We start from the raw sequence: 22,152 nt of genomic DNA, 5'->3' as shown, positions 1-22,152 counted from the left end.
ACGTTTTTCCTTTCTGTAGACTCTAATGGACAGTATAGCCATCAAGCCTTGGACAGATAACCCCGTCAACAATTGGACCTTTGAATGCAGCATTAACAGATTACATTTAAAAAGTGGCGGAATATATGAAAAAAGGTATGTAGTTCAGCAGATAATGGTACAATACATATTGAAGGGTATTGTATAGTACATATGGAGTTTCCCTTAACTAAACAGGATATTGAAATAGAAGGAGATTGGATCACTTGACTAACGAAATAAAAAATGAAATGCCGCCAAATTACGATGAATTACGGAAGGCAGTTAACCGGGCATCGAATTGGAGACTACGTTTAGATACGATTGAAGAATTGGGACAATGGAAACATAAACGGACTATCGATATACTTTTACACAGAATGAACAACGATGCCGTATATAAAGTAGTAGAAGCCGCTCACCGCAATCTTGTGAAATTTGGTGAAGATGTTGAATTACCACCAAGAAATCGATTTGAATTGATTAAAGATGCCAACAAAGTTTTCCTCAGAATTAAGAAAAGCTTGCCAAGAGACCACACGTTCGAAGAATATAAAGAAAAGTTGAAGAACATGAGACTTGATTTGTATGATACGTATGAAGGTGACAAAGGCGATGAGTTTGAAGCGTGGCTTGAAAATGTATGGGAAACGGCAAATAAAAAGTAAAACGCTTCAAAGTTCTTCTATTATATTAATAGGATAAAAAACGATTGCAGTTAGTTTGCAATCGTTTTTTTAGTATATTTTTATGATTGTGCATTGGAGAAGGATTTCATCAAACACTATTCTGATCATCGGTGTTGTCGACAGTCATAGAAGTGTTATCAAGGGAAGCCAAATTCGAAGCCTTCATTTATAATGAAGTAAGTCGATAGTAACAGTAATAAGTCAAAAGGAGGTGGGATCATGTTTTGCTCGAAATGCGGTGTCAAAAACGAAAATACAGCAAGATTTTGCGGGGGATGTGGTCAAATCATAGCGGAAGAAGGCCGCTCTTCACGTAAAGGTTGGCTTATCGCTGGTATACTTATATCTATGCTAATTTTTAGTGGAGTCGGCTATGGATTTTTGACTATTTCGAATTCCGAAGTGGCTTCCAGTAAGCCAGTGGTAGAAGAAATTCACTCGGCCGATCTCGAAAAGAAGCCAGTCCAGCTAGAATCTAAGCCCACTCCAGTTAAGACTGCGGCACAAGAAAAAGATAAGACGCTAGTTATTAAAGAGACGATGCCGAAAGTGTTCACGATTTTTACGGAAGATGGCTTAGGCTCAGGATTTCTTTATAAAGATGGTGGTCTTATTGTAACGAATGCGCATGTGGTTGCAGGATTTACAGATGTTATTGTTCGTAATTCGAGTGGTCAGGATTCATTAGGGAAAGTGATTGGTATTTCTGATCGCTATGATGTGGCATTAATTCGTGCTGCCGATTATTTGAATGTTGAGCCGTTGTTGGCTGAGAGTAAAGAATCTTCAATTGGAACAGAGGTCATAGCGCTTGGAAGTCCTCAAGGGTTTGAAAACTCGGCATCTATCGGTTATTTAACAGGGCTAAATCGTGATATGGAGCTTGGTTTTGTTTATGAAAAGGTTTACCAAATCGATGCACAAATTGATCAAGGGAGTAGCGGTGGTCCTTTAGTTGACGCGAAAACTGGAAAAGTGATTGGTATTAACTCATTAATCTATACAAAAAATAATCTATTCGGTTTTTCGATTCCGATGTATAGTGTCATCGGGTTGCTGGATCAATGGGCGGAAAAGCCGATGAATGCAAATGAAGTAGCCGCTGTATTTGGGGTCTACGATGATTATGCGTACGAAGATAGCGCTAGCGAACAGGATGACTCCTACTACGAAGAGTTTGTTTACGATGATCATTATGAGTTTTCGTTCGACGAAGAATCACTTTCAAACTTTATAGTAACTTTCCGGGAGTATTATGAAACAGCTTTGCAGTATGAAGAGTTTTATTGGATTGAGGATTTGCTTTTACCTGATAGCCCGGCTTATAACGAGTTCGATGAGTATATTCAAGACATTGCCGGAGAGGGAATGACATTCGACTTTATAAATAATACAATAACGGATATTGAAATCTATGCTGATTATGCTGTTATTCATACATTTGAGGAATTTGAATTCATCAATTCCGCGGAAGGTATCACTAATTATGAGCGCTATAAAGAGTACCATATTGTCATGGATGAAAACGGCTACTATCAAATTTCAGATGTTTTTATTGATGATTAATAGCAGCATTGGTTATGAAAGTCAATTTTACCCATAAAGTGATACTATACTTTAGAACCGCCGAACCCTCTTTTCATTTTAGAAAGAGGGGTTTTTTATAGTTATTTCGTGAAAAGCAGGAATTACCTTGACAGAATAATTAGTCGTAGCTTATTATTAATCAAATCCCGATGAAACGTATTGGAATTATATACATATAATAAACTACTAACTAGAAAGATAGCTTAGCTTCATTAGACAACATTAGGGGGATAAATTGTGAATAGCTTATTTGTCAAAACAGAACGTCAAAAGACTTGGTTAGAAAAGTTGTATAAGGAAGAAACGAAATTCAAAAATACGTCAGCTCAAACTGATGAACTAGCTATCTTCCCTACAGAAAATATTCAAGATTTAATCCAAATGGGTTATACAAGTAGTACGATTCCAGTGGCTTACGGGGGAGAAGGGCTAAAAGTCTACGATATGGTACTCCTTCAAGAGACACTAGCTAGTTTTGACGGCAATACAGCACTTTCTATCGGATGGAACCTTGGGGTTGTCGGTGAACTTTTTGACAGTAAGTTATGGAGTAATCAAAATCTCGACTTTTTTGCCAAGGAAGTTCTGAACGGCGCCTTAGTGAACCGCTCTGTGAGTGAAGCACAAACAGGAAGCCCAACTAGGGGAGGACGCCCAGGAACAAATGCGGTGAAAAAAGATGGTTCATGGGTATTGTCAGGGCGCAAAACCTTTACAACGGCTTCTCCAGTATTAACTTATTTTCTAACATCTGCCTGGATTGAAGAACTACAACAAGTAGGATTCTTCCTGCTGCACAAAGATTTAGAAGGGCTGACGATTGATCAGACCTGGGATGTCATTTCGATGAGGGGAACTGGAAGCCATGATCTTGTTCTCAATCAAGTAAAAGTCGAAGAGTCAAAACTTGTTGAACTCCCTGACAAACCAAGTGGTGCTCCGTTTAGTGGCTGGCTTCTTCATATTCCGGCATGTTATCTCGGAATTGCACAAGCAGCGCGTGATTATGCTGTTCATTTTGCAACTACTTATTCTCCTAACAGCCTGAATGGGCCGATTAGTCAACTGCCGAATGTTCAACAATTGCTAGGAGAAATTGATTTGGAATTAATCCAGGCGAGGCATCTGATTTACAGTGTGGCGGAGGCCTATGATGACGAATCTCGAAGGGGCTATCTGACAAATGAGGTTGCAGTTGTCAAGCATACCATTACGAATTCAGCCATTACGATTGTTGATAAAGCAATGAGAATCGTAGGTGCAAAAAGTCTCCAACGCACGAATCCATTACAGCGCTATTATCGGGATGTCAGGGCAGGATTGCACAATCCCCCTATGGACGATATGACAATTAAGAAATTGGCACTGACTGCAATTGAAGTGGATAAAAATACAAATAATATCCATATATAAAATACTTGGATTTAAGGGATGAAATTTAAAAATGACATTTATCGTTGCAATTCTTTCCGTACAGTTTGGCACTCTCTTGGGCTTTATCCTAACAGCGGCGAAAATAAGGGGAATTAAGTTTGCAAGGAAAATAGCGACTGGTTATACAACGATATTGGTTGTCACGCATGAAATGGATTTTACGAAGGATATAGCAAACAAAGTATTATTTATGGATGGCGGAGTCGCAGTGGTGAAAGGAGCACCCCACGAAATCTTTGTAAATCCAAAAGAAGAGCGATCACAGAAGTTTTTAAACAGGGTCTTGCCGTAAGATTTTACATATCATATTTGACTGGGGTATCAACAATGTGAGTAATTAACTTTGGTTCTATAATGTGATTCTGCGTACGCTAGAATGTTATAATCAACACTAACTCGTCTATCGAATATGACGGGTTTTTCTTTGATTGCTTTGATATCAAGTAAGGGGAGTGTGAAATGGAATTCGATTTGCGAAAGGTCGAAAATAATCTTTATACGCTTAATTTTAAGGTGACTAGTGTAATAGTTGAAAGAAAACATTGAACTATTAAATTACTGTCGTATAATTAGAAAAGGATAGGAGTTAATATTCTTTTTTTGGATATATCTATGTCAATTTGAATTATAGAAGTAAAGGTTAATGGACAAGTTCACTTCATATCATTGAAATGCATAGGTATAATGCCATACTATCTGGAAAAATAAAGAAACTCGTGAGAAACACACTGAGTATTTTGATTAGTGGATAGAGATAAAGGGGGAAAAGTAGTGAAGAAACAAAAGTTTGGGTTACTATTTATTATGGCTTTGATGTTAGTAATCGTTGCAGCATGTTCGGATTCAGGGGAATCAGGTGAAACTTCAAAAGGAGATTCGAAACCCGGCGAAAAATTCACGCTTCAAGCAGGACACTCTTTACCAGAGGACCATCCTTACAATATTACTTTCCTTGAAATGGCGGAAAATGTGAAAGAGCGTACCGATGGTCGTGTAACAATTGAAGTTTTTGCAAACTCAGAAATTGGTGCCGAAAGGGAATTGACGGAAGGGCTAACTTTGGGGACAGTGGACTTAGTTGTATCTTCAACTGCTCCTGTAACAAATTTTGTCCCAGAATTGAGCGTACTTGACGTTCCGTTTATCTTTAAAAACCGTGAAACCGCAGTGGAGATTTTAGAAGGTGAAATTGGTGATGAATTGTTTAGGAAAATGGGTGAACATGGAATCATCGGACTTTCATGGGGAGAAAATGGGTATCGTCACATTACAAACGGTAAACATCCAGTCAATAAACCTGAAGATTTAAAGGGCCTTAAAATTAGAACACAAGAAAATGAAATTCATATTGCAGCATTTAAAGCACTAGGTGCACAACCAACACCTATGGCATGGACGGAAGCGTTGACGGGATTACAACAAGGGGTTGTGGATGCACAAGAGAACCCCGCAATTGTTGCGGACCAATTCAAGTTGTACGAGTCAAAACAAAAATATATGACATTAACAGGCCACGTATACTCCGTAGCAATGTTTATGATGAGTCAAAAAACGTATGATAAACTACCAGAAGATTTACGAGCAATCGTTCTAGAAGAAGGCCAAAAAGCAGGTGCAAAACAACGTGATTTAATCGTTGAAATGGAAAAAGAATCAATTCAGAAACTAAAAGATAATGGCGTTGAAATTATTGAGGATGTAGATTTGGTACCTTTCCAAGAAGCGGTCAAGCCTGTCTATGCAACAATTGAATACCAGGAGCTGTTGAATCAAATTATTGATGCACAGTAGCAGTTAATAATAGAAGGAAAAAGGGAGAGCTTTGTTCTCCCTTCTTTACATTAAGGAGGGATCATTTGGGCAAATCCATTGGCTACTTAAACTTATTTATGAAACATTTTTTAAATCTTATTATGGCTGTATTAACCGGTTCAGTATTTATGCAAGTCGTATTTCGATTCGTAATTAATAAGCCATTGGCCTGGTCTGAGGAATTGGCGATCTATTGTTTGGTCTGGCTTACATTTTTAGGAGCAGCCTATGCGATGTCTTTGAAAGCCCATATTGGTGTTGATTTTTTCATTGAACTATTTCCTGTTTCCGTACGTAAAGTCTTCTTTACGATGGCAACTATTGCAAGTATTGCTTTTTACATAATTATGATTGTTCAAGGTTACGATTTGGCAAGGCAGTCGATGGCACAATTATCTCCTGTATTAAGGATTCCAATGGGTTTAGTATATTCTGTTATACCTATTAGTGGGTTGTTTTTAATCATTAATCTTGTCCACCTGTTTACTAAGGGAGTAAAGACAGGGGGTAAAATGGTATGACTATTCTTTTATTCGTATTACTCGCATTGTTATTTTTGATTGGAGTACCTATTGCAGTAGCCTTAGGAATGGCATCTTCCCTCGTATTCTTGGTAGATGGACAAGTTTCTTTAATCGTTCTGATGCAGCGTATGTTTAATTCCGTTGCATCATTTCCTCTACTGGCAATACCATTTTTCATATTAGCTGGTAAATTGATGGAGAACGGCGGAATATCCAGGAGATTGATTCACCTGGCAAACGTTTTGTTCGGGCGTGTAACGGGTGGACTTGCGATTGTATCAATCATTGCCTGTGCATTTTTTGCCGCAATTTCTGGGTCAGCTGCAGCAACAACTGCAGCGGTCGGATCACTGTTAATTCCTGCCATGGTTAAAAAAGGATATGATAAAAGTTTTTCTACTGCGGTACAAGCTGCTGGTGGAACAATCGGTGTAATGATACCGCCCAGTGTGCCACTCGTCCTTTATGGTGTGTCTGCGGGTGTATCAATTAGTTCTTTATTCATCGCAGGAATTTTACCTGGGATTTTGGTTGTCGTTTCGCTTTTGATTCTTGTCTATGTTATCTCACTAAAAAAGGGATATGGCGGCGGAGAGCGTTTTACAATCATCGATTTTTTCAAAGCATTCGCTGATGCGATTTTGGCGATTTTGATGCCTGTGATTATTTTAGGCGGGATTTATGGCGGGATATTTACACCTACTGAAGCAGCAGTAGTTGCTGTTGTTTATGGTTTAATAGTCGGTGTATTCATTTACAAAGAAATTAAATTTAAAGATTTAATAGAAATATTCTCATCATCTGTTGTTGTTTCTGCGGTGATCATGTTTATTATTGCCGGGGCATCGATATTTGGTTATTACTTAACAAGAGCGCGTGTACCGAGAGAAATAACAGAGGTTATGCTTGGTGTCACAGATAATTGGATTATCGCCTTGTTAATTATTAATGTTCTATTACTCTTTATAGGAACTTTCCTGGAAACTTCTGCAGCAATCATTATTTTGACACCAATTCTTGTACCAATTGTCAGCGCTCTAGGAATCGATCTCGTCCACTTTGGTATCATTATGATCTTCAACTTGGCAATTGGTTTTATCACACCTCCAGTCGGTATTAACTTATTTGTTGCTGCAAACATTGCTGGAACGAAATTTGAAAGCCTTGTAAAGGCGATTATTCCGTTCATCATTGTGATGATTCTTGATATTATTATCATTTCATTTATCCCGCAGATCAGTCTCTTTTTAGGTGCATTTATGAAATGATAAGTATTTAGTTACGGATTAATAAATAAAGAAACACGACTCTAGTTAGAGTCGTGTTTCTTTACGATTTGCTTGGAGTATGTTTCTCAAAATAATAGAAGTATTGTAAGTTGATCGACAGGATTAGAAAGGGTTATAAATCAGTTTTGTGGAGAACAAATGAATCGATCCTTGCTGGCAATCTTCAACTATGTCTTTAGGACGTGTATTGTCTTTTAAAACTAACTAAACTTATAGGAATAAAAATAAATTCTGAAAAATCATTGACTTTAAGTTTTTGATAATGTAATATTGGACTCAACTTAATAGTTTATATCTTATCCAGAGAGGTTGAGGGACTGGCCCTATGAAGCCTCGGCAACAGACTGCTTAGTACTGTGCCAATTCCGGTAAACGAAAGTTTAGCAGATAAGAGGAGTAATATATGTTTGATGCTATTAACCTCTTCTTATTCTACTAGAAGCGGGTTTTTTATTTTCCCTGTAAAAGTTGTAAGACATTCAATTTTTGACATAACTTCATATTTGCTAATTAGACAACTAAAGGCATCTTTCTAATCGATTATTTGTATCGGGTGAAAAGGTGTTTTTTTTGTATATAACAATCAAACCAGAAATAAATGATTTTAGGGGGCAAACAATGACAGAGTCTACAAATATCGTTTGGCATGAATCAGAGGTAACAAAAGAAAATAGACTAGAACTAAAGGGCCATAAAAGTGCTATTCTTTGGTTCACAGGACTATCAGGTTCAGGGAAGTCAACAGTTTCAGTAGCACTAGAAACAGCGTTACATGCAGAGAACATCCACACATATCGATTGGATGGGGATAATGTCCGGCATGGTTTAAATAAGAATCTCGGGTTTAGCCCAGATGATCGGACGGAAAATATTCGCAGAATCGGTGAAGTGTCCAAACTAATGGTCGATGCGGGTTTGTTGACATTAACTGCATTCATTTCTCCTTATCAGGAAGATCGAGATCAAGTCCGGGAAATAGTCGAAGCCAATGAATTTATCGAAATATACGTCAAGGCTAGCTTGGCAACATGCGAAGAACGAGATCCAAAGGGATTTTATAAAAAAGCAAGATTGGGTGAAATTAAAGGATTTACAGGAATTGATGCTCCTTATGAAGAACCTGATAATCCAGAAATAATCATTGATACTAATCAGTTAAGCATTGAAGAATCCGTTGAACGTATCGTTTCTTATTTAAAAGAAAATAACTATATCTGTTGAACATATGAATACCTGCATAAATTTAACGTAGACTACCCAATGCGCAACAACGGACTCGAAGAGACCTTGTCTTTCCAAATATAAATTTAATAAACTACTAAACACGTAACATCTTAGTTGTTTAGGAATATAATGTCTTTAAACCTACTTGACACATAGGAATAATAAAGTTAGTATAACGCTAATCACTAGCTGACTGGAAATCCAGAAGCTACTAGACAATTGAGCGCATAAGAACAATTCGCTGACTAAAGAGTAGAGGCGACTTTAATCACTAACCGATTAAAGTCGTTTTTTATAAAAGAAAAGGTATTCGAGTTATTAAGTTTAGAGGGGATGGAATTAGTATGGCGAAGTTGACGTACAAATCTTGGGCTGAGACTGCCGAAACTTTTTCGATTGATGACGAGTCAAAAGGTGCGTTAAACGTGTTGCGATGGGCTTACAAGGAATACGACGATGAGCTTGTATATGCGTGTAGTTTTGGGGTTGAAGGAATCGTAATGGTAGATTTAATCTCACAAATAAAACCGGCTGCTAAAGTGGTCTTTCTCGAAACGGGATTTCATTTTCAAGAAACGCATGCCTTAATCGAAGAAGTAAAGAAACGTTATCCAAAGCTGGTAATTGAAATGAAAAAGCCTAACTTAACGGCTGAGGAACAAGCTGACAAATATGGTGATCGACTATGGGAAAGACAGCCGGATCGTTGTTGTCATATGAGGAAAGTAATTCCTCTCCGGGAAGCGATGAGTGATACGACCGCTTGGTTATCCGGACTTAGGCGCGAACAATCCCCATCAAGAAGTCAGACGAACTTTGTGAACAAGGATGAAACCTTTCAATCGATTAAAATTTGCCCACTGATTCATTGGTCGTGGACAGATATTTGGGATTATATAAAAAAACATAACTTGCCCTATAATCCACTCCATGACCAAGGCTATCCGAGTATCGGTTGCACACACTGTACATTTAAAGGGGATACAACGACGGGGTCGAGGTCAGGGCGCTGGGCAAATCAAACAAAGACAGAGTGTGGCTTGCATAATCCTAACGAAAATGGGGGAATTTAAATGAGTTTGAGTCAACCGCATGGCGGTACATTAATTAATTGCTGGAATCCTGATTTTGAGTTCGAAGGGCTTACAAAAGTAGTTGAATTAGACGAAATTGCTAGCAGCGACTTGGATTTAATTGGTACGGGTGCATATAGTCCATTAACTGGATTTTTGACAGAAGTAGATTACAATTCTGTTGTTGCAACAATGAGATTATCTACTGGAGTTCCTTGGACAATTCCGATTACATTGCCAACAACGGAATTGAATGCACAAGGTATCGCTGTTGGGAATTTTGTGAAATTAGAGAGAGATGGAGTTGTCTATGGTGTTCTCGAAGTATCGGATATTTTCACACCAGATAAGGAAAAAGAAGCTGAACTGGTTTATCAAACGACAGACCGCGAACATCCTGGCGTGAAGAAGTTGTTTGAACGTCCTAATGTCTATCTTGGCGGCACGATCACGCTGATTCAGAGAAGACCACTGAATGAGTTTTCGGAGTACTTATATGACCCAATTGAAACAAGGCAAAAGTTCCAAGAGCTCGGTTGGAAAACAGTCGTTGGTTTCCAAACAAGAAATCCGGTTCATAGAGCACATGAGTATATTCAAAAGACTGCATTGGAAATTGTAGATGGATTATTTTTGAATCCACTTGTGGGTGAAACGAAATCGGATGATATTCCAGCAGATGTACGCATGGAAAGCTATGAAGTATTACTAGCAAACTATTATGCGAAAGAGCATGTGTTTTTAGGTGTATTTACAGCGGCAATGCGCTATGCCGGACCAAGAGAAGCGGTGTTCCATGCGATGGTTCGAAAGAATTTTGGTTGTACACACTTCATCGTTGGTCGCGACCATGCGGGTGTTGGTAATTATTATGGTACGTATGATGCTCAGAAAATCTTTAGCAATTTTACGCTTGGAGAACTTGGAATTACGTTATTATTTTTCGAGCATAGCTTTTACTGCAATAAATGCGGCAATATGGCAACACCAAAAACATGCCCGCATGATGTCAGTCACCATGTAATCTTGTCTGGTACAAAAGTGAGGGAAATGCTTCGTAAGGGAGAACAGCTGCCATCGACATTTAGTCGCCCGGAAGTGATCGACGTATTAATTGCGGGAATGCAAAAAGAAGAGATTCATTCCTAACAATGATTTTATGGTAGAACTGAGCGGTGAGAGGAGAGATAAGAATGGGAAAAGTATATATAGTTGGAGCTGGACCTGGAGATGTTGATTTAATCACCGTTAAAGGGATGAGATGTATTCAACAAGCGGATGTCATATTGTATGATCGTTTAATTAATAAAGAGCTACTTACCTATGCAAAGCCGGGAGCTGACTTAATTTATTGCGGAAAACTCCCAAACTATCATGCAATGATTCAGGAGACGATTAACCACTTCTTAGTGAAATATGCGAAGCAAGGAAAAATCGTCACACGCTTAAAAGGTGGAGATCCATTCGTTTTTGGAAGAGGAGCTGAAGAGGCAGAAGTTCTTGCGGATAATGGAATTCCCTTTGAGGTGGTTCCGGGAATTACAGCTGGGATTGCAGCTCCTGCTTATGCGGGTATCCCAGTCACACATCGCGATCTTAGTTCGAGTTTTGCGATTGTAACGGGCCATATGCGTGCTGGAAAAAGCGATTCCATCCACTGGGAGAGTCTTGCGGTCGGTATTGATACCTTAGCGATTTATATGGGTGTCGGAAACTTACCTTATATCTGTGAGCAACTGACGAAGCACGGCCGACCTGAGAGCACGCCAGTAGCACTTGTTCATTGGGGAACGACAGAAGCACAGTATACGATTACAGGTACACTTTCTACAATTGTAGAGATTGCGAGAGAATCCGAAATTAAAAACCCAAGTATGATCATTGTCGGTGAAGTTGTGAAGTTGCGGGAGAAGATTCAGTGGTTCGAACAAACGGGATTGAACCAAAATAGCATTAAAGAAGTATCTGCATACTAGCAGTTTAACTTAATTACTTGATAAGGACGCAATTACGCCGAGGCGGATTTGATAAGGAGGGATTAGCATGCAGGCAGTTCTATATGTGGGCCACGGTAGCCGGATTAAAGCAGGTGTCGAAGAAGCCATTCAGTTTATTAAGAGCAGTCAAGCAATGATCGATGTTTCGATTCAAGAGATTTGTTTTTTAGAACTGGCGGCGCCAAGTGTGGATGAAGGGATTACGAAGTGCGTGGAACGCGGAGCTACTAAGATTGCTGTTGTTCCTATACTTTTATTAACTGCGGCGCATGCAAATGAAGATATTCCATTTGAAATCGAGGTGGGAAAAGTCATGTATCCCGATATTGAATTTACATACGGAAAAGCATTTGGCATTCATCCGAAAATTGTTGATAGTTTATATGATCGAGTTGTTGAACAACAAGTAACGATCGCAGAAGATGCTCAGGTGTTAATCGTAGGCAGGGGGAGTAGTGATCCCGCAGTAAAGCATGATTTAAACGAAATTGCACTGCTTCTTGCTGACAAGTATTCCTTTAATAAAGTAACTGTTTGTTTTCTTTACGGAGCGGAGCCTCATTTCGATGAAGCATTACTGCAACTACAGCAAGCACCTCAAAAGCAAGTTTTCATTATTCCATACTTATTATTTACAGGTATTTTAATGAATGGCATTGAAAAAAAGATTGTGAAACAATCTACTAGTTGTCAGCAGCTAATTCTTTGTGAAAATCTGGGTTATCACAAATATGTCCAGGATGTGCTTGTTGAACGGGTGAATGAGTTACTTGAAATAAATCAAATCAGTCAGCCCATTTTATGAAGTGACTTTGTCTGGAAGGATGAAAAGGGATTATGGAAAAACGTGAACAAAATCATGAACTTACCATAGAAAATGTTAAACAGATGTTGAGTACTATGAATTATGGCTCTATCACATTGGTTATTCAAGACAATGTTGTGGTTCAAATAGAGAGAAATGAGAAAATCAGATTGAAATAATTCTCTTTTTTAAAAACTGTGTATGTTGAAATAAAGAATTCCAATGAATTTGCTACGGCGCATGAGCTTAGTAAATATAAATATTCACGTGTTCAACATATATATAAAAATACTATTTTGTGAGGTGGGTAATTTTGGCGCTTCAAGTGATAAACAGTCCTTTTAATCAGGAGCAGGTAGAACTCCTTAATCAACTTTTGCCGATACTGACGGAGACACAGCAAATCTGGTTGGGCGGTTATCTAAGCGCAAGTCAGTCAACTACGCACTCGGTCGCTTCAGGCGGCGTAGCCGTTCTGGAAGCTCCAGCAACGCAACTAGAGGTCAGCTCAAAAGAAGTGACAATTCTTTACGGATCTCAGACTGGTAACGGGCAAGCTTTGGCTGAAAAACTGACGAAGAATTTGAGAGCAGAAGAGTATCTAGTAAGCCTTTCTTCTATGAATGAATTCAAACCGAATGCGCTCAAGAAAATCGATAATTTACTACTTATTGTAAGTACACATGGCGAAGGTGATCCACCAGATAATGCATTGCCCTTCTATGAATTTCTTACTAGTAAAAGAGCGCCGAAATTGGAAAATCTGCAATTTTCGGTCCTGTCTTTGGGAGATAGTTCTTATGAATTTTTCTGCCAGACAGGTAAACAATTTGATGATCGATTACTTGAATTAGGTGCAAAACAGCTTAGTCTACGAGTCGATTGCGACTTGGATTATGATGAATCTGCCGCGGAATGGTTTACGAATGTTTTAGCTAAATTAAATGAGCAACAAGGAAGTAGTTCTATAACTGTCCAACAACCAGGTAACAAGGTAATTGAGGAACAACTTGAATATTCTCGAACAAATCCATTTAAAGCTGAGATTCTAGAAAATTTGAATTTAAATGGTCGTGGATCAAACAAGGAAACGCGTCATCTTGAGTTATCACTTGAAGGATCGAACCTGGAGTTTGAACCAGGAGACAGTTTGGGCATTTACCCAGAAAATAATACTGAATTAGTAGATGCCTTGATTGCGGAGATGAGTTGGAATCCTAGTGAAGCAGTTAAGGTCAATAAACAGGGCGAACTCAAGCCTTTACGCGAGGCATTGATATCCAATTTTGAAATCACTGTTTTGACGAAACCATTGCTACAAAAAGCAGCGCAATTTACCGCTAACAATGAATTAAAGGCGCTCTTGGAACCTGAAAGTGAGCAAGAATGCAGGAATTATCTCTATGGTCGTGATCTATTAGATCTTGTACGGGATTTTGCACCTTGGGAAGTCTCTGTAAGTGATTTTGTCGCAATATTACGTAAAATACCGGCGCGTCTGTATTCAATCGCCAGCAGTTCAAAAGCAAATCCAGATGAAGTACATCTCACTATTGGAACTGTTCGTTATGAGGCCCACGGTCGTGATCGGGTAGGCGTCTGTTCAGATGAATGTGCTGTACGTGCGCAACCAGGAGACTATTTACCTGTATATGTTCAGCGTAACTCAAACTTTAAATTACCAGCAGATCCTAACACGCCATTGATAATGATTGGACCTGGAACTGGAATTGCTCCGTTCAGGTCGTTCTTGGAAGAACGCGAGGAGATTGGCGCCGAAGGGAAAACATGGTTGTTCTTTGGAGATCAACACTTCGTTACGGACTTCCTGTATCAGGTTGAATGGCAACAATGGCTCAAAGAAGGTGTATTGACGCGAATGGATGTTGCGTTTTCCCGTGATACGAAAGATAAAGTCTATGTCCAACACCGAATGATCGAAAACAGCCAGGCTATTTTTAAATGGTTGGAAGAGGGTGCTGTACTCTACGTTTGTGGGGATGAAAAGCATATGGCTGCCGATGTCCATGCTACTTTAGAGAAAATCCTTGAAGAAGAGGGTGAGATGAGCTCTAAGGAAGCATCTGACTATTTAGCTGACATGCAACAGCAGAAACGTTATCAACGTGATGTCTACTGAAACAACTGTGAGAGGAGCTTGTTAAATGATGAAAAAAATAATTCTACCGCCACAACCAGGAACACCAAGTGATGTTGAGCGGATTAAGAGTGAGAGTAACTATTTACGAGGATCGCTTAAAGAAACGCTTGAATATCCAATCAGTTCGGGGATACCTGACGACGATAATCGATTGATGAAACACCATGGGAGTTATCTGCAAGATGATCGGGATTTACGCAATGAGCGACAACGTCAAAAATTAGAGCCGGCATACCAGTTCATGGTCCGAGTCCGTGCTCCGGGAGGCGTTGCAACTTCGGCACAATGGCTGGCAATGGACGGTGTTGCCAATAAATTTGGCAATGGAACGTTGAAATTGACTACCCGACAGGCATTCCAAATGCATGGGATTTTAAAGTGGAATATGAAGGAAAATGTTCAGGAAATTAATGCGGCATTGATGGATACACTAGCGGCTTGCGGAGATGTGAACCGTAATGTGATGTGTAATCCAAACCCTTATCAATCAGAAATACATGCCGAGGTTTATGGGTGGGCTCAGAAACTTAGTGATTATCTATCACCACGGACCAATGCGTACCATGAAATCTGGCTTGATGGTGAAAAAGTAGTCGACAGTCAAGAAACGGACGAAGAGACTGAGCCATTGTATGGTGCACTCTATTTACCAAGGAAATTTAAAATTGGTGTAGCAGTTCCTCCTAATAATGATGTTGATGTTTTTTCACAGGATCTTGGTCTAATCGCCATTTTAGAAGAAGGCAAATTAGTTGGATTCAATATTGCTGTCGGAGGCGGCATGGGGATGACGCATGGTGATACGAAAACGTATCCTCAGTTGGCACGGGTGATTGGATTCTGTACACCAGATCAGATTGTCGAAGTAGCCGAAAAAATTATTACGATTCAACGTGATTACGGAAATCGTTCTGTACGAAAGTATGCTCGTTTTAAATACACAATTGATGCTCGTGGACTTGATTGGATCGTAAAAGAACTCAATGAACGATTAGGTTGGGAGCTTGAAATCGAACGTGATTATCATTTTGAACATAATGGTGATCGTTATGGCTGGGTGGAAGGGAGCGATGGGAATTGGCATTTCACGCTCTTTATCCAAAACGGAAGAGTCCAGGACTTGGATGATTATCCACTGATGACTGGGTTGCGAGAAATTGCCAAGATCCACACAGGAGATTTCCGACTGAGTCCAAACCAAAACCTGATTATCAGCAATGTATCGAGTCAAAATAAGCAAAAGATTGTCGAGCTGATTGAGCAACATGGTTTGACAGATGGACAACATCATTCCGCATTGCGACGGAGTTCAATGGCTTGTGTTGCTTTTCCAACTTGCGGGCTGGCAATGGCTGAAGCTGAACGTTATCTGCCTTCATTACTGGATAAGATGGAACTAATTCTGGATGAAGCGGGACTGCGTGAAAAAGAGATTATTATACGTATTTCAGGTTGCCCGAATGGTTGCTCTCGTCCATCTCTTGGTGAAATTGCCTTTATCGGTAAAGCACCTGGAAAATACAATATGTATCTTGGTGCCGGCTTTGTCGGAGATCGGCTGAACAAATTGTATCGGGAGAACATTGGCGAAGAAGAAATTCTAGCACTGCTTAAACCACTATTTTTCCAATATGCCAAGGAAAGACAAGAAGGCGAACATTTTGGAGATTTTGTTATCCGTGCAGGACATGTGAAAGCTGTTCAATCTGGATTGGACTTTCACGATTAATAAGAAAAGCGCAGGCGCCTTGGTAGTCCCGAAAAGCGCTGGAGGGCCTTAAGGTAAAGGCGCTCTTTGCCTTTACCTTAAGGACTGAAGCGACTCGAGGGGCTAGGCGCTGGAGTCTAGACAATAAGAAAAGCGCAAGCGCCTTGGTAGTCACGAAAAGCGCAGGAGGCCTTAAGGACTGAAGCGACTCGGGGGGCTAGGCGCAGGAGTCTAGACACTGCTCCAAGTGAAAAACTTATACTTTCTTATCTTTTAAAAATGCTAAGAAGGACCGCTAATTTTATGGTCTTTTTCAGAATAACTAAACAGCGGCAGGTGAATAAAACAATGAAATCCTACCCAATTATGCTGAACATCGAAGCTAAAGGTGCAGTAGTAGTCGGTGGTGGTATGATTGCCCATAGAAAAATTGTCGGCTTGCTACAGGCAGGTGCTTATGTAACTGTGATTAGTCCGATGATTCATTCGGAAATAGAACAACTCATTGCCGAGAAGAAGATTACCTGGAAGAATAAAGAGTTCGAACCAAATGATCTTGATTCCGCATTGATTATTATCGCAGCAACAAATAGTGAAACGGTGAATTCGTTCGTTGCATCTTCTTCTGGCACGCATCAACTGGTCAATATCGTTGATAATCCAGAGTTAAGCACCTTTCATGTCCCTGCCAAGCTGACAAGAGGTGACCTAACGATAAGTGTTGCAACTGGCGGGGCAAGTCCGATACTTTCCAAAAGAATTCGTGACGAACTTGCCGTAATTTACGAAGATTCTTATGGCGATTATCTTGAATTTCTAACGCTGTCGAGAGAAACATTGAAATATACAACGTTAGAACAAGCAATAAAAACTAAATTACTTAAAGTAATCACAAATGACACATACAGGCAATCAATCAACATGCAAAATGCCTTTTTAGAATTGATTGGTGGATACCAAAACAAATCCTGACTGTAATTGGGAGGATGCCAGATATGCAAGTCGTAAACAATATAGCAGAATTGATTGGAAATACGCCGCTTGTAAGATTAAATAGACTGCCAGATCCTCAAGGTGCAGCTGTCTATGTGAAACTTGAATATTTTAATCCAAGCGGGAGCGTAAAAGACCGAGCGGCTTACAATATGATTGTCGAAGCAGAAAAAAGTGGGGAATTGGTGGCGGGGGCAACGATTGTTGAACCGACATCAGGTAATACAGGAATTGGTTTGGCAATGAATGCCGCAGCGAGAGGATATCGCGCAATTTTCGTTATGCCAGATAACGCAACGATTGAACGCATTAATTTAATGAAAGCATACGGCGCTAAAGTTGTTCTTACACCAAGTGAAGATAGAATGCCAGGTGCGATTGCCAAAGCAAATGAATTAGCAGCACAAATTGAAGACAGTTTTATCCCCATGCAATTTGAAAACGCCGCAAATCCTGATATTCATAGGACAACAACGGCTGTTGAGATTAGTGAAGCAATGGTGTCCATTGGAAGAAGGCTTAATGCTTTTGTTTGTACGTCAGGAACGGGAGGGACGGTAACGGGTACAGGGGAGGCACTAAAAGAACTTGATGCTAGAATCACAGTTCATGTGGTTGAGCCTGCGGGATCACCTGTCCTATCCGGAGGAAAGCCAGGGAAGCATAAGCTTGTTGGAACGAGCCCAGGTTTTATTCCTTCTGTTTTGAATACGAACGTCTACGATGAAATATTTATGATAAAAGACGAAGAAGCTTACGAGACAGTTCGGGCTATAGCGGCGAATGAAGGGATTCTCATTGGCCCTTCAGGGGGCGCAGCCATATATGCAGCGTTAGCCGTTGCTAGGCGATTGACTCCGAATGATACGGTCGTCTGTATTGCACCTGATTCTGGTGAACGCTATTTATCAAGCGATTTGTTCGAATTTTAAAACCCGAATTACAATCGATGTAATGGTTGTTTTTGAAATGTAATTACTATATAGGTTGAAGTGTTGAATTGGGCATATGAACTGAGCGAAGGCGCTTTAAAAGGGATAGCCGAAGCCCTAAGAGTGGTCGCGAAGTTACCTGGCTAAGGGCGGGAGGCATCCCCTAGCGAAGTAGCGTTATCGAATGGAATCTTTAACTCAACCTATATAGTATGGAAAGGGGATATTTGAATGTATTTAACAATAGATGGCATTGTCAAAAGTTTTCCCCATAAAGAAAAAGGTCATGTCAAAGTGCTGGATAATATCTCGTTAGACGTGGAAAAAGGACAGTTTGTTTCGATTGTCGGACCTTCGGGTTGTGGGAAGTCGACATTGCTCTATCTGATTGCTGGTCTTGAGAAGGCGGATCAAGGGGAAATTCGGATTGCTGGCAAAGTAGTGACGGATCCCGGACCAGATCGTGTCGTCGTTTTCCAGCAGGATGGATTGTTTCCATGGTTAACTGTTCTAGATAATGTCACGTACGGCTTACGTTTAAAGGGTTTGTCAAAAAAACAGGCCGAGGACAAAGCGCGAGAAATGTTAAAAATGGTACATTTAAGCAATTTTATCGACGCCTATCCACATCAGCTGTCCGGAGGTATGAAACAACGTGTTGCTATCGCACGCGCTCTTGTTATGGAACCTGCAATTTTACTGATGGATGAGCCGTTTGCGGCTCTTGATGAGCAAACCAGAATGGTGTTACATAATGAGCTGCTTGAAATCTGGCAAAAAACAAAGGTGACAATCTTTTTCGTTACGCATAACATTCGGGAAGCAGTCCTTTTATCCGAGAAGATTGTCGTTTTTGAAACACGCCCTGGAAGAATCAAAGAGATTCATTCTTCTACGACAATGAAAGATGGCATTATGCCAAATGACATTACATTTCATTTGGAAAAGCAAATATTGGCATCACTGCAAGGTGAAATTGAGAAAGTGTTAAAGGAGGAAATGGGGGATGACTACATTTTTAAGACGAACCCTCTTCATCGGGATTCTAGCGGTGATATGGGAAGTCACATCTAGATTATCAAGTTTGCCCGATTTCATGTTTCCGAGTCTCAGCCAAGTATTGCAAACACTTTACACGGGTATTGTAAGTGGGCAAATAATGACTGCAATCCTCACAAGCATGAGCCGTCTTTTAATAGGATTTACAATTGCGACGGTCCTCGGTCTTTTTTTAGGCTATCTTATATGGCGTTCTAAGTTAGTGGAAGACACTCTCGGATTTCTTATCACGGCATTGCAATCGATTCCGAGCATTGTCTGGTTCCCACTTGCTATTATTTGGTTCGGTTTGAACGATTTCTCTATTCTATTTATTGTCACAATTGGTGCAACATGGACAATGACGATCAATGCGACAAGTGGTTTTAAAAATGTGCCAAGGCTTTATCAACAAGTTGCTAAAACATTAGGGTCTGGCGGTTTTCACTTTTTGCGCACAGTTATTATGCCAGCATCTGTCCCGCAGCTCATAGCTGGATTACGAATCGCCTGGGCATTTTCCTGGCGTGCGTTAATGGCAGGGGAGCTGCTCGGTGGCGGAGGCGGGCTTGGATATCTCTTAGAGATGGGAAGATCATTAGGACAAATGGATTTGGTTATTTCAGTAATGCTCATCATTGGTGTTATCGGTACAATTATGGATAATCTGGTCTTTTTACGACTGGAGCGCAGTGTGCAGAAAAAATGGGGAATTAGTTAAGTAATGATAAATAATGACAGATGGGGAGAGAACGGAATGAAACGTAATTTGTTCTTACTTGGGCTTATTTCTTTAGCTGTATTGGCAATTGTTGCTGGCTGTGGAAAGACAGACAAAGGAGCACAAGATAGTAAAGAAGTGAACATTGGTTATTTCCCGAATTTAACGCATATCGCTACAATCGTTGCGCTAGAGAAAGGTTATTTCACTGAAGCGTTTGGAGAGGATATTAAGGTCAATACAAAAACTGTCAGTAACGGCGGCTTGTTTATGGAAGCAATGGTGACTAAATCAATTGATGTGGGAACAGTAGGGCCTGGTCCATTACTGAACTTCTACGTAAAAGATCCTAGCTACCATATTATTTCAGGCGCTGTAAACGGGGGAGCAGTCCTTGTTGCGAGTGAAGATAGTAATATTAAAGAACTTGCTGATTTAGACGGAAAGAAAGTTGCGATTCCAGTAATAGGTAGTACACAAGACATTATGTTGCGTAAGGCACTGAAAGATGTGGGTCTTATGCCGACGTCAAATGGCGGCACAGTTGAAATGTTTGCCGCAGCGCCAGCTGATACAGCAACGCTCTTTGTCCAAAAGTCCGTGGATGCTGCTGCAACACAAGAACCATGGGGCTATATTTTGGAAACACAGGCGAACGGTCAATTGTTGTTAGACTGGGAATCATTCGCATGGGGGAAAGAATCGACGAATACAGTGGTTGCGGCAAGTAAGAAGTTTTTGGAAGATGAAGAACTTGTGAAGGCTTATCTAACAGCCCATGTAAAAGCAGTAGAGTTTATCGAGCAGAATCCCGAAGAAAGTCAAAATCTTGTCATTAAGCATATCAAAGAATTAACAGGAAAAGAAATTGATAAAAATGAACTCGAAGCCGCATTTAAGCGCCTGAAAGTAACAACATCTGTCAATGAAGAAGTGATTCAAGAGATGGCCGATATCAGTAAAGAAGCAGGGTATGTCTCTAGTAATGATATTAATGGCTTAATTCAATTGGAACAGTTGATGTCTATAGAAGCAGAAAAATAAAATGTAAAGCGCACTGAATTCATGGCGTTCGTTATTGGGGTATTAGTTAAGGGGCTATTTATAGAACAGATGGGGAGAGATAAGGATGAAACGTAAACTTTTCGTACTTGCGCTTATTTCCTTAGCTGTATTGAGTATTGGGTCTGCATGCGCTAAAGCGGAAAAAGGAGAAAAAGGCAGTAAAGTGGTGAACATCGGTTATTTTCCGAACTTAACGCATATCGCTACAATCGTTGCGCTGGAGCAAGGTTACTTCACTGAAGCGTTTGGGAAAGATATTAAGATCAACACAAAGACCGTCAGTAACGGCGGCTTGTTCATGGAAGCGATGGCTACTAAATCCATTGATGTGGGTACAGTTGGCCCAGGTCCAGTATTGAATTTTTACGTAAAAGAACCTAACTACTATATAATTTCAGGCGCTGTGAATGGCGGAGCAGTCCTTGTTGTTAATGAACATAGTGCTATTAAGGAGCTTGCTGATCTGGACGGGAAGAAAGTTGCGATACCTGGAATTGGGGGTACTCAAGACATTATGTTACGTAAAGCGCTAAAAGATGTTGGTCTTAAACCTACGGCAAATGGAGGGACAGTAGAAATGTTTGCCGCAGCGCCAGCCGATACAGCAACACTTTTCATTCAAAATTCACTAGATGCTGCTGCAATACCAGAACCGTGGGGCTATATTCTGGAAACGAAGGCAAATGGTAAACTTTTATTGGACTGGGAATCATTCGCATGGGGGAAAGAATCGACTACTACTGTGGTCGCGGCAAGTAAGAATTTTTTGGAAAATGAAAAGTTCATGAAAGCCTATTTAACAGCCCATGTAAAAGCAGTTGAGTTTATTGAGCAAAATCCTGAGGATAGTCAAATTCTATTTAGTAAACACATCAAAGAGGTAACGGGAAAAGAGATTGACAAAACGGAACTTGAAGTGGCATTTAAGCGCCTGAAAGTAACAACATCTGTCAATGAAGATATGATTCAGGAAATGGCTGATATAAGTAAGGAAGCAGGATATATCCCTAGTAGCGATATTGAAGGCTTAATTCAATTGAATCAGTTAAAGTCTATACAAGGGGAATAATAAAATGCTACTT

20 protein-coding genes, 1 pseudogene and 1 riboswitch are annotated in these 22,152 nt (G+C 40.1%); all 21 genes and pseudogenes read left to right on the top strand.

Annotated elements, in window-relative coordinates; all coding sequences use genetic code 11:
* Positions 1-269 precede the first annotated feature (269 nt).
* The 21 genes and pseudogenes from I2484_RS06765 (at position 270) to I2484_RS06665 (ending at position 22,139) form a co-directional block, all read left to right on the top strand.
* Entirely contained in the window at positions 270-686 is a 417-nt protein-coding gene (locus tag I2484_RS06765) for a HEAT repeat domain-containing protein (protein WP_207150289.1), read from the top strand.
* Between the two features lie 240 nt (positions 687-926).
* On the top strand, positions 927-2,273 hold the full coding sequence (locus tag I2484_RS06760) for a trypsin-like peptidase domain-containing protein (protein WP_207150269.1): 1,347 nt from the start codon (positions 927-929) through the stop codon (positions 2,271-2,273).
* A 258-nt stretch (positions 2,274-2,531) separates the two neighbouring features.
* Entirely contained in the window at positions 2,532-3,707 is a 1,176-nt protein-coding gene (locus I2484_RS06755) for an acyl-CoA dehydrogenase family protein (RefSeq protein ID WP_207150268.1), read from the top strand.
* 154 nt (positions 3,708-3,861) lie between these two features.
* Positions 3,862-4,020: pseudogene (locus tag I2484_RS21960) on the top strand (amino acid ABC transporter ATP-binding protein); the annotation flags it as partial.
* Positions 4,021-4,532: 512 nt separating this feature from the next.
* Complete coding sequence (locus I2484_RS06745) at positions 4,533-5,519, top strand: TRAP transporter substrate-binding protein (protein ID WP_207150288.1); 987 nt, start codon at positions 4,533-4,535, stop codon at positions 5,517-5,519.
* Between the two features lie 65 nt (positions 5,520-5,584).
* Positions 5,585-6,061: a TRAP transporter small permease gene (locus I2484_RS06740; protein ID WP_207150267.1), complete on the top strand. Its 477-nt coding sequence runs from the start codon at positions 5,585-5,587 to the stop codon at positions 6,059-6,061.
* Entirely contained in the window at positions 6,058-7,332 is a 1,275-nt protein-coding gene (locus I2484_RS06735; protein ID WP_207150266.1) for a TRAP transporter large permease, read from the top strand. Before I2484_RS06740 ends, I2484_RS06735 begins: the two co-directional genes overlap by 4 nt.
* 314 nt (positions 7,333-7,646) lie before the next feature.
* Positions 7,647-7,747: riboswitch (SAM riboswitch) on the top strand.
* 224 nt (positions 7,748-7,971) lie between these two features.
* Positions 7,972-8,574: an adenylyl-sulfate kinase gene (gene cysC, locus I2484_RS06730; protein WP_207150265.1), complete on the top strand. Its 603-nt coding sequence runs from the start codon at positions 7,972-7,974 to the stop codon at positions 8,572-8,574.
* 347 nt (positions 8,575-8,921) lie between these two features.
* Positions 8,922-9,650: a phosphoadenylyl-sulfate reductase gene (locus tag I2484_RS06725; protein WP_207150264.1), complete on the top strand. Its 729-nt coding sequence runs from the start codon at positions 8,922-8,924 to the stop codon at positions 9,648-9,650.
* A complete protein-coding gene (gene sat, locus I2484_RS06720) occupies positions 9,651-10,799 on the top strand; it encodes a sulfate adenylyltransferase (RefSeq protein WP_207150263.1) in 1,149 nt (382 codons plus the stop codon).
* 44 nt (positions 10,800-10,843) lie between these two features.
* Positions 10,844-11,626, top strand: a complete 783-nt coding sequence (cobA, locus tag I2484_RS06715; protein ID WP_207150262.1) for a uroporphyrinogen-III C-methyltransferase — start codon at positions 10,844-10,846, stop codon at positions 11,624-11,626.
* A gap of 67 nt (positions 11,627-11,693) precedes the next feature.
* Entirely contained in the window at positions 11,694-12,452 is a 759-nt protein-coding gene (locus I2484_RS06710) for a sirohydrochlorin chelatase (RefSeq protein ID WP_207150261.1), read from the top strand.
* Between the two features lie 32 nt (positions 12,453-12,484).
* Positions 12,485-12,631, top strand: coding sequence for a YezD family protein (locus I2484_RS06705; protein ID WP_207150260.1), 147 nt, complete (start codon positions 12,485-12,487; stop codon positions 12,629-12,631).
* Between the two features lie 134 nt (positions 12,632-12,765).
* Positions 12,766-14,592: an assimilatory sulfite reductase (NADPH) flavoprotein subunit gene (locus I2484_RS06700; protein ID WP_207150259.1), complete on the top strand. Its 1,827-nt coding sequence runs from the start codon at positions 12,766-12,768 to the stop codon at positions 14,590-14,592.
* Between the two features lie 25 nt (positions 14,593-14,617).
* Positions 14,618-16,342 (top strand): assimilatory sulfite reductase (NADPH) hemoprotein subunit, encoded by a 1,725-nt coding sequence (cysI, locus tag I2484_RS06695; protein WP_207150258.1) that lies wholly within the window; start codon positions 14,618-14,620, stop codon positions 16,340-16,342.
* 327 nt (positions 16,343-16,669) lie between these two features.
* Entirely contained in the window at positions 16,670-17,293 is a 624-nt protein-coding gene (locus I2484_RS06690) for a precorrin-2 dehydrogenase/sirohydrochlorin ferrochelatase family protein (protein WP_207150257.1), read from the top strand.
* 23 nt (positions 17,294-17,316) lie between these two features.
* Positions 17,317-18,246, top strand: coding sequence for a cysteine synthase A (gene cysK / locus I2484_RS06685; protein WP_207150256.1), 930 nt, complete (start codon positions 17,317-17,319; stop codon positions 18,244-18,246).
* 231 nt (positions 18,247-18,477) lie between these two features.
* Entirely contained in the window at positions 18,478-19,320 is an 843-nt protein-coding gene (locus I2484_RS06680; RefSeq protein ID WP_207150255.1) for an ABC transporter ATP-binding protein, read from the top strand.
* The gene (locus I2484_RS06675) at positions 19,253-20,005 is read left to right on the top strand and encodes an ABC transporter permease (RefSeq protein WP_207150254.1); all 753 of its coding nucleotides are present in this window, start codon (positions 19,253-19,255) and stop codon (positions 20,003-20,005) included. Before I2484_RS06680 ends, I2484_RS06675 begins: the two co-directional genes overlap by 68 nt.
* A 36-nt stretch (positions 20,006-20,041) precedes the next feature.
* Positions 20,042-21,049: an ABC transporter substrate-binding protein gene (locus tag I2484_RS06670; RefSeq protein WP_207150253.1), complete on the top strand. Its 1,008-nt coding sequence runs from the start codon at positions 20,042-20,044 to the stop codon at positions 21,047-21,049.
* Between the two features lie 85 nt (positions 21,050-21,134).
* Complete coding sequence (locus I2484_RS06665) at positions 21,135-22,139, top strand: aliphatic sulfonate ABC transporter substrate-binding protein (protein ID WP_207150252.1); 1,005 nt, start codon at positions 21,135-21,137, stop codon at positions 22,137-22,139.
* The last annotated feature ends 13 nt before the right edge of the window (positions 22,140-22,152 follow it).

The organism is Sporosarcina sp. E16_8, assembly GCF_017347095.1.
Taxonomy (GTDB): domain Bacteria; phylum Bacillota; class Bacilli; order Bacillales_A; family Planococcaceae; genus Sporosarcina.
Note: the sequence above shows the minus strand (reverse complement) of the source record. Positions and strands in the feature narration are given on the sequence as shown.

Coding starts and splice junctions, on each gene's coding strand:
- I2484_RS06765 (WP_207150289.1), top strand. CDS start 270: ATGCCGCCAAATTACGATGAATTACGGAAGGCAGTTAACCGGGCATCG.
- I2484_RS06760 (WP_207150269.1), top strand. CDS start 927: ATGTTTTGCTCGAAATGCGGTGTCAAAAACGAAAATACAGCAAGATTT.
- I2484_RS06745 (WP_207150288.1), top strand. CDS start 4,533: ATGGCTTTGATGTTAGTAATCGTTGCAGCATGTTCGGATTCAGGGGAA.
- I2484_RS06735 (WP_207150266.1), top strand. CDS start 6,058: ATGACTATTCTTTTATTCGTATTACTCGCATTGTTATTTTTGATTGGA.
- cysC (WP_207150265.1), top strand. CDS start 7,972: ATGACAGAGTCTACAAATATCGTTTGGCATGAATCAGAGGTAACAAAA.
- I2484_RS06725 (WP_207150264.1), top strand. CDS start 8,922: ATGGCGAAGTTGACGTACAAATCTTGGGCTGAGACTGCCGAAACTTTT.
- sat (WP_207150263.1), top strand. CDS start 9,651: ATGAGTTTGAGTCAACCGCATGGCGGTACATTAATTAATTGCTGGAAT.
- cobA (WP_207150262.1), top strand. CDS start 10,844: ATGGGAAAAGTATATATAGTTGGAGCTGGACCTGGAGATGTTGATTTA.
- I2484_RS06710 (WP_207150261.1), top strand. CDS start 11,694: ATGCAGGCAGTTCTATATGTGGGCCACGGTAGCCGGATTAAAGCAGGT.
- I2484_RS06705 (WP_207150260.1), top strand. CDS start 12,485: ATGGAAAAACGTGAACAAAATCATGAACTTACCATAGAAAATGTTAAA.
- cysI (WP_207150258.1), top strand. CDS start 14,618: ATGATGAAAAAAATAATTCTACCGCCACAACCAGGAACACCAAGTGAT.
- I2484_RS06690 (WP_207150257.1), top strand. CDS start 16,670: ATGAAATCCTACCCAATTATGCTGAACATCGAAGCTAAAGGTGCAGTA.
- cysK (WP_207150256.1), top strand. CDS start 17,317: ATGCAAGTCGTAAACAATATAGCAGAATTGATTGGAAATACGCCGCTT.
- I2484_RS06680 (WP_207150255.1), top strand. CDS start 18,478: ATGTATTTAACAATAGATGGCATTGTCAAAAGTTTTCCCCATAAAGAA.
- I2484_RS06675 (WP_207150254.1), top strand. CDS start 19,253: ATGACTACATTTTTAAGACGAACCCTCTTCATCGGGATTCTAGCGGTG.
- I2484_RS06670 (WP_207150253.1), top strand. CDS start 20,042: ATGAAACGTAATTTGTTCTTACTTGGGCTTATTTCTTTAGCTGTATTG.
- I2484_RS06665 (WP_207150252.1), top strand. CDS start 21,135: ATGAAACGTAAACTTTTCGTACTTGCGCTTATTTCCTTAGCTGTATTG.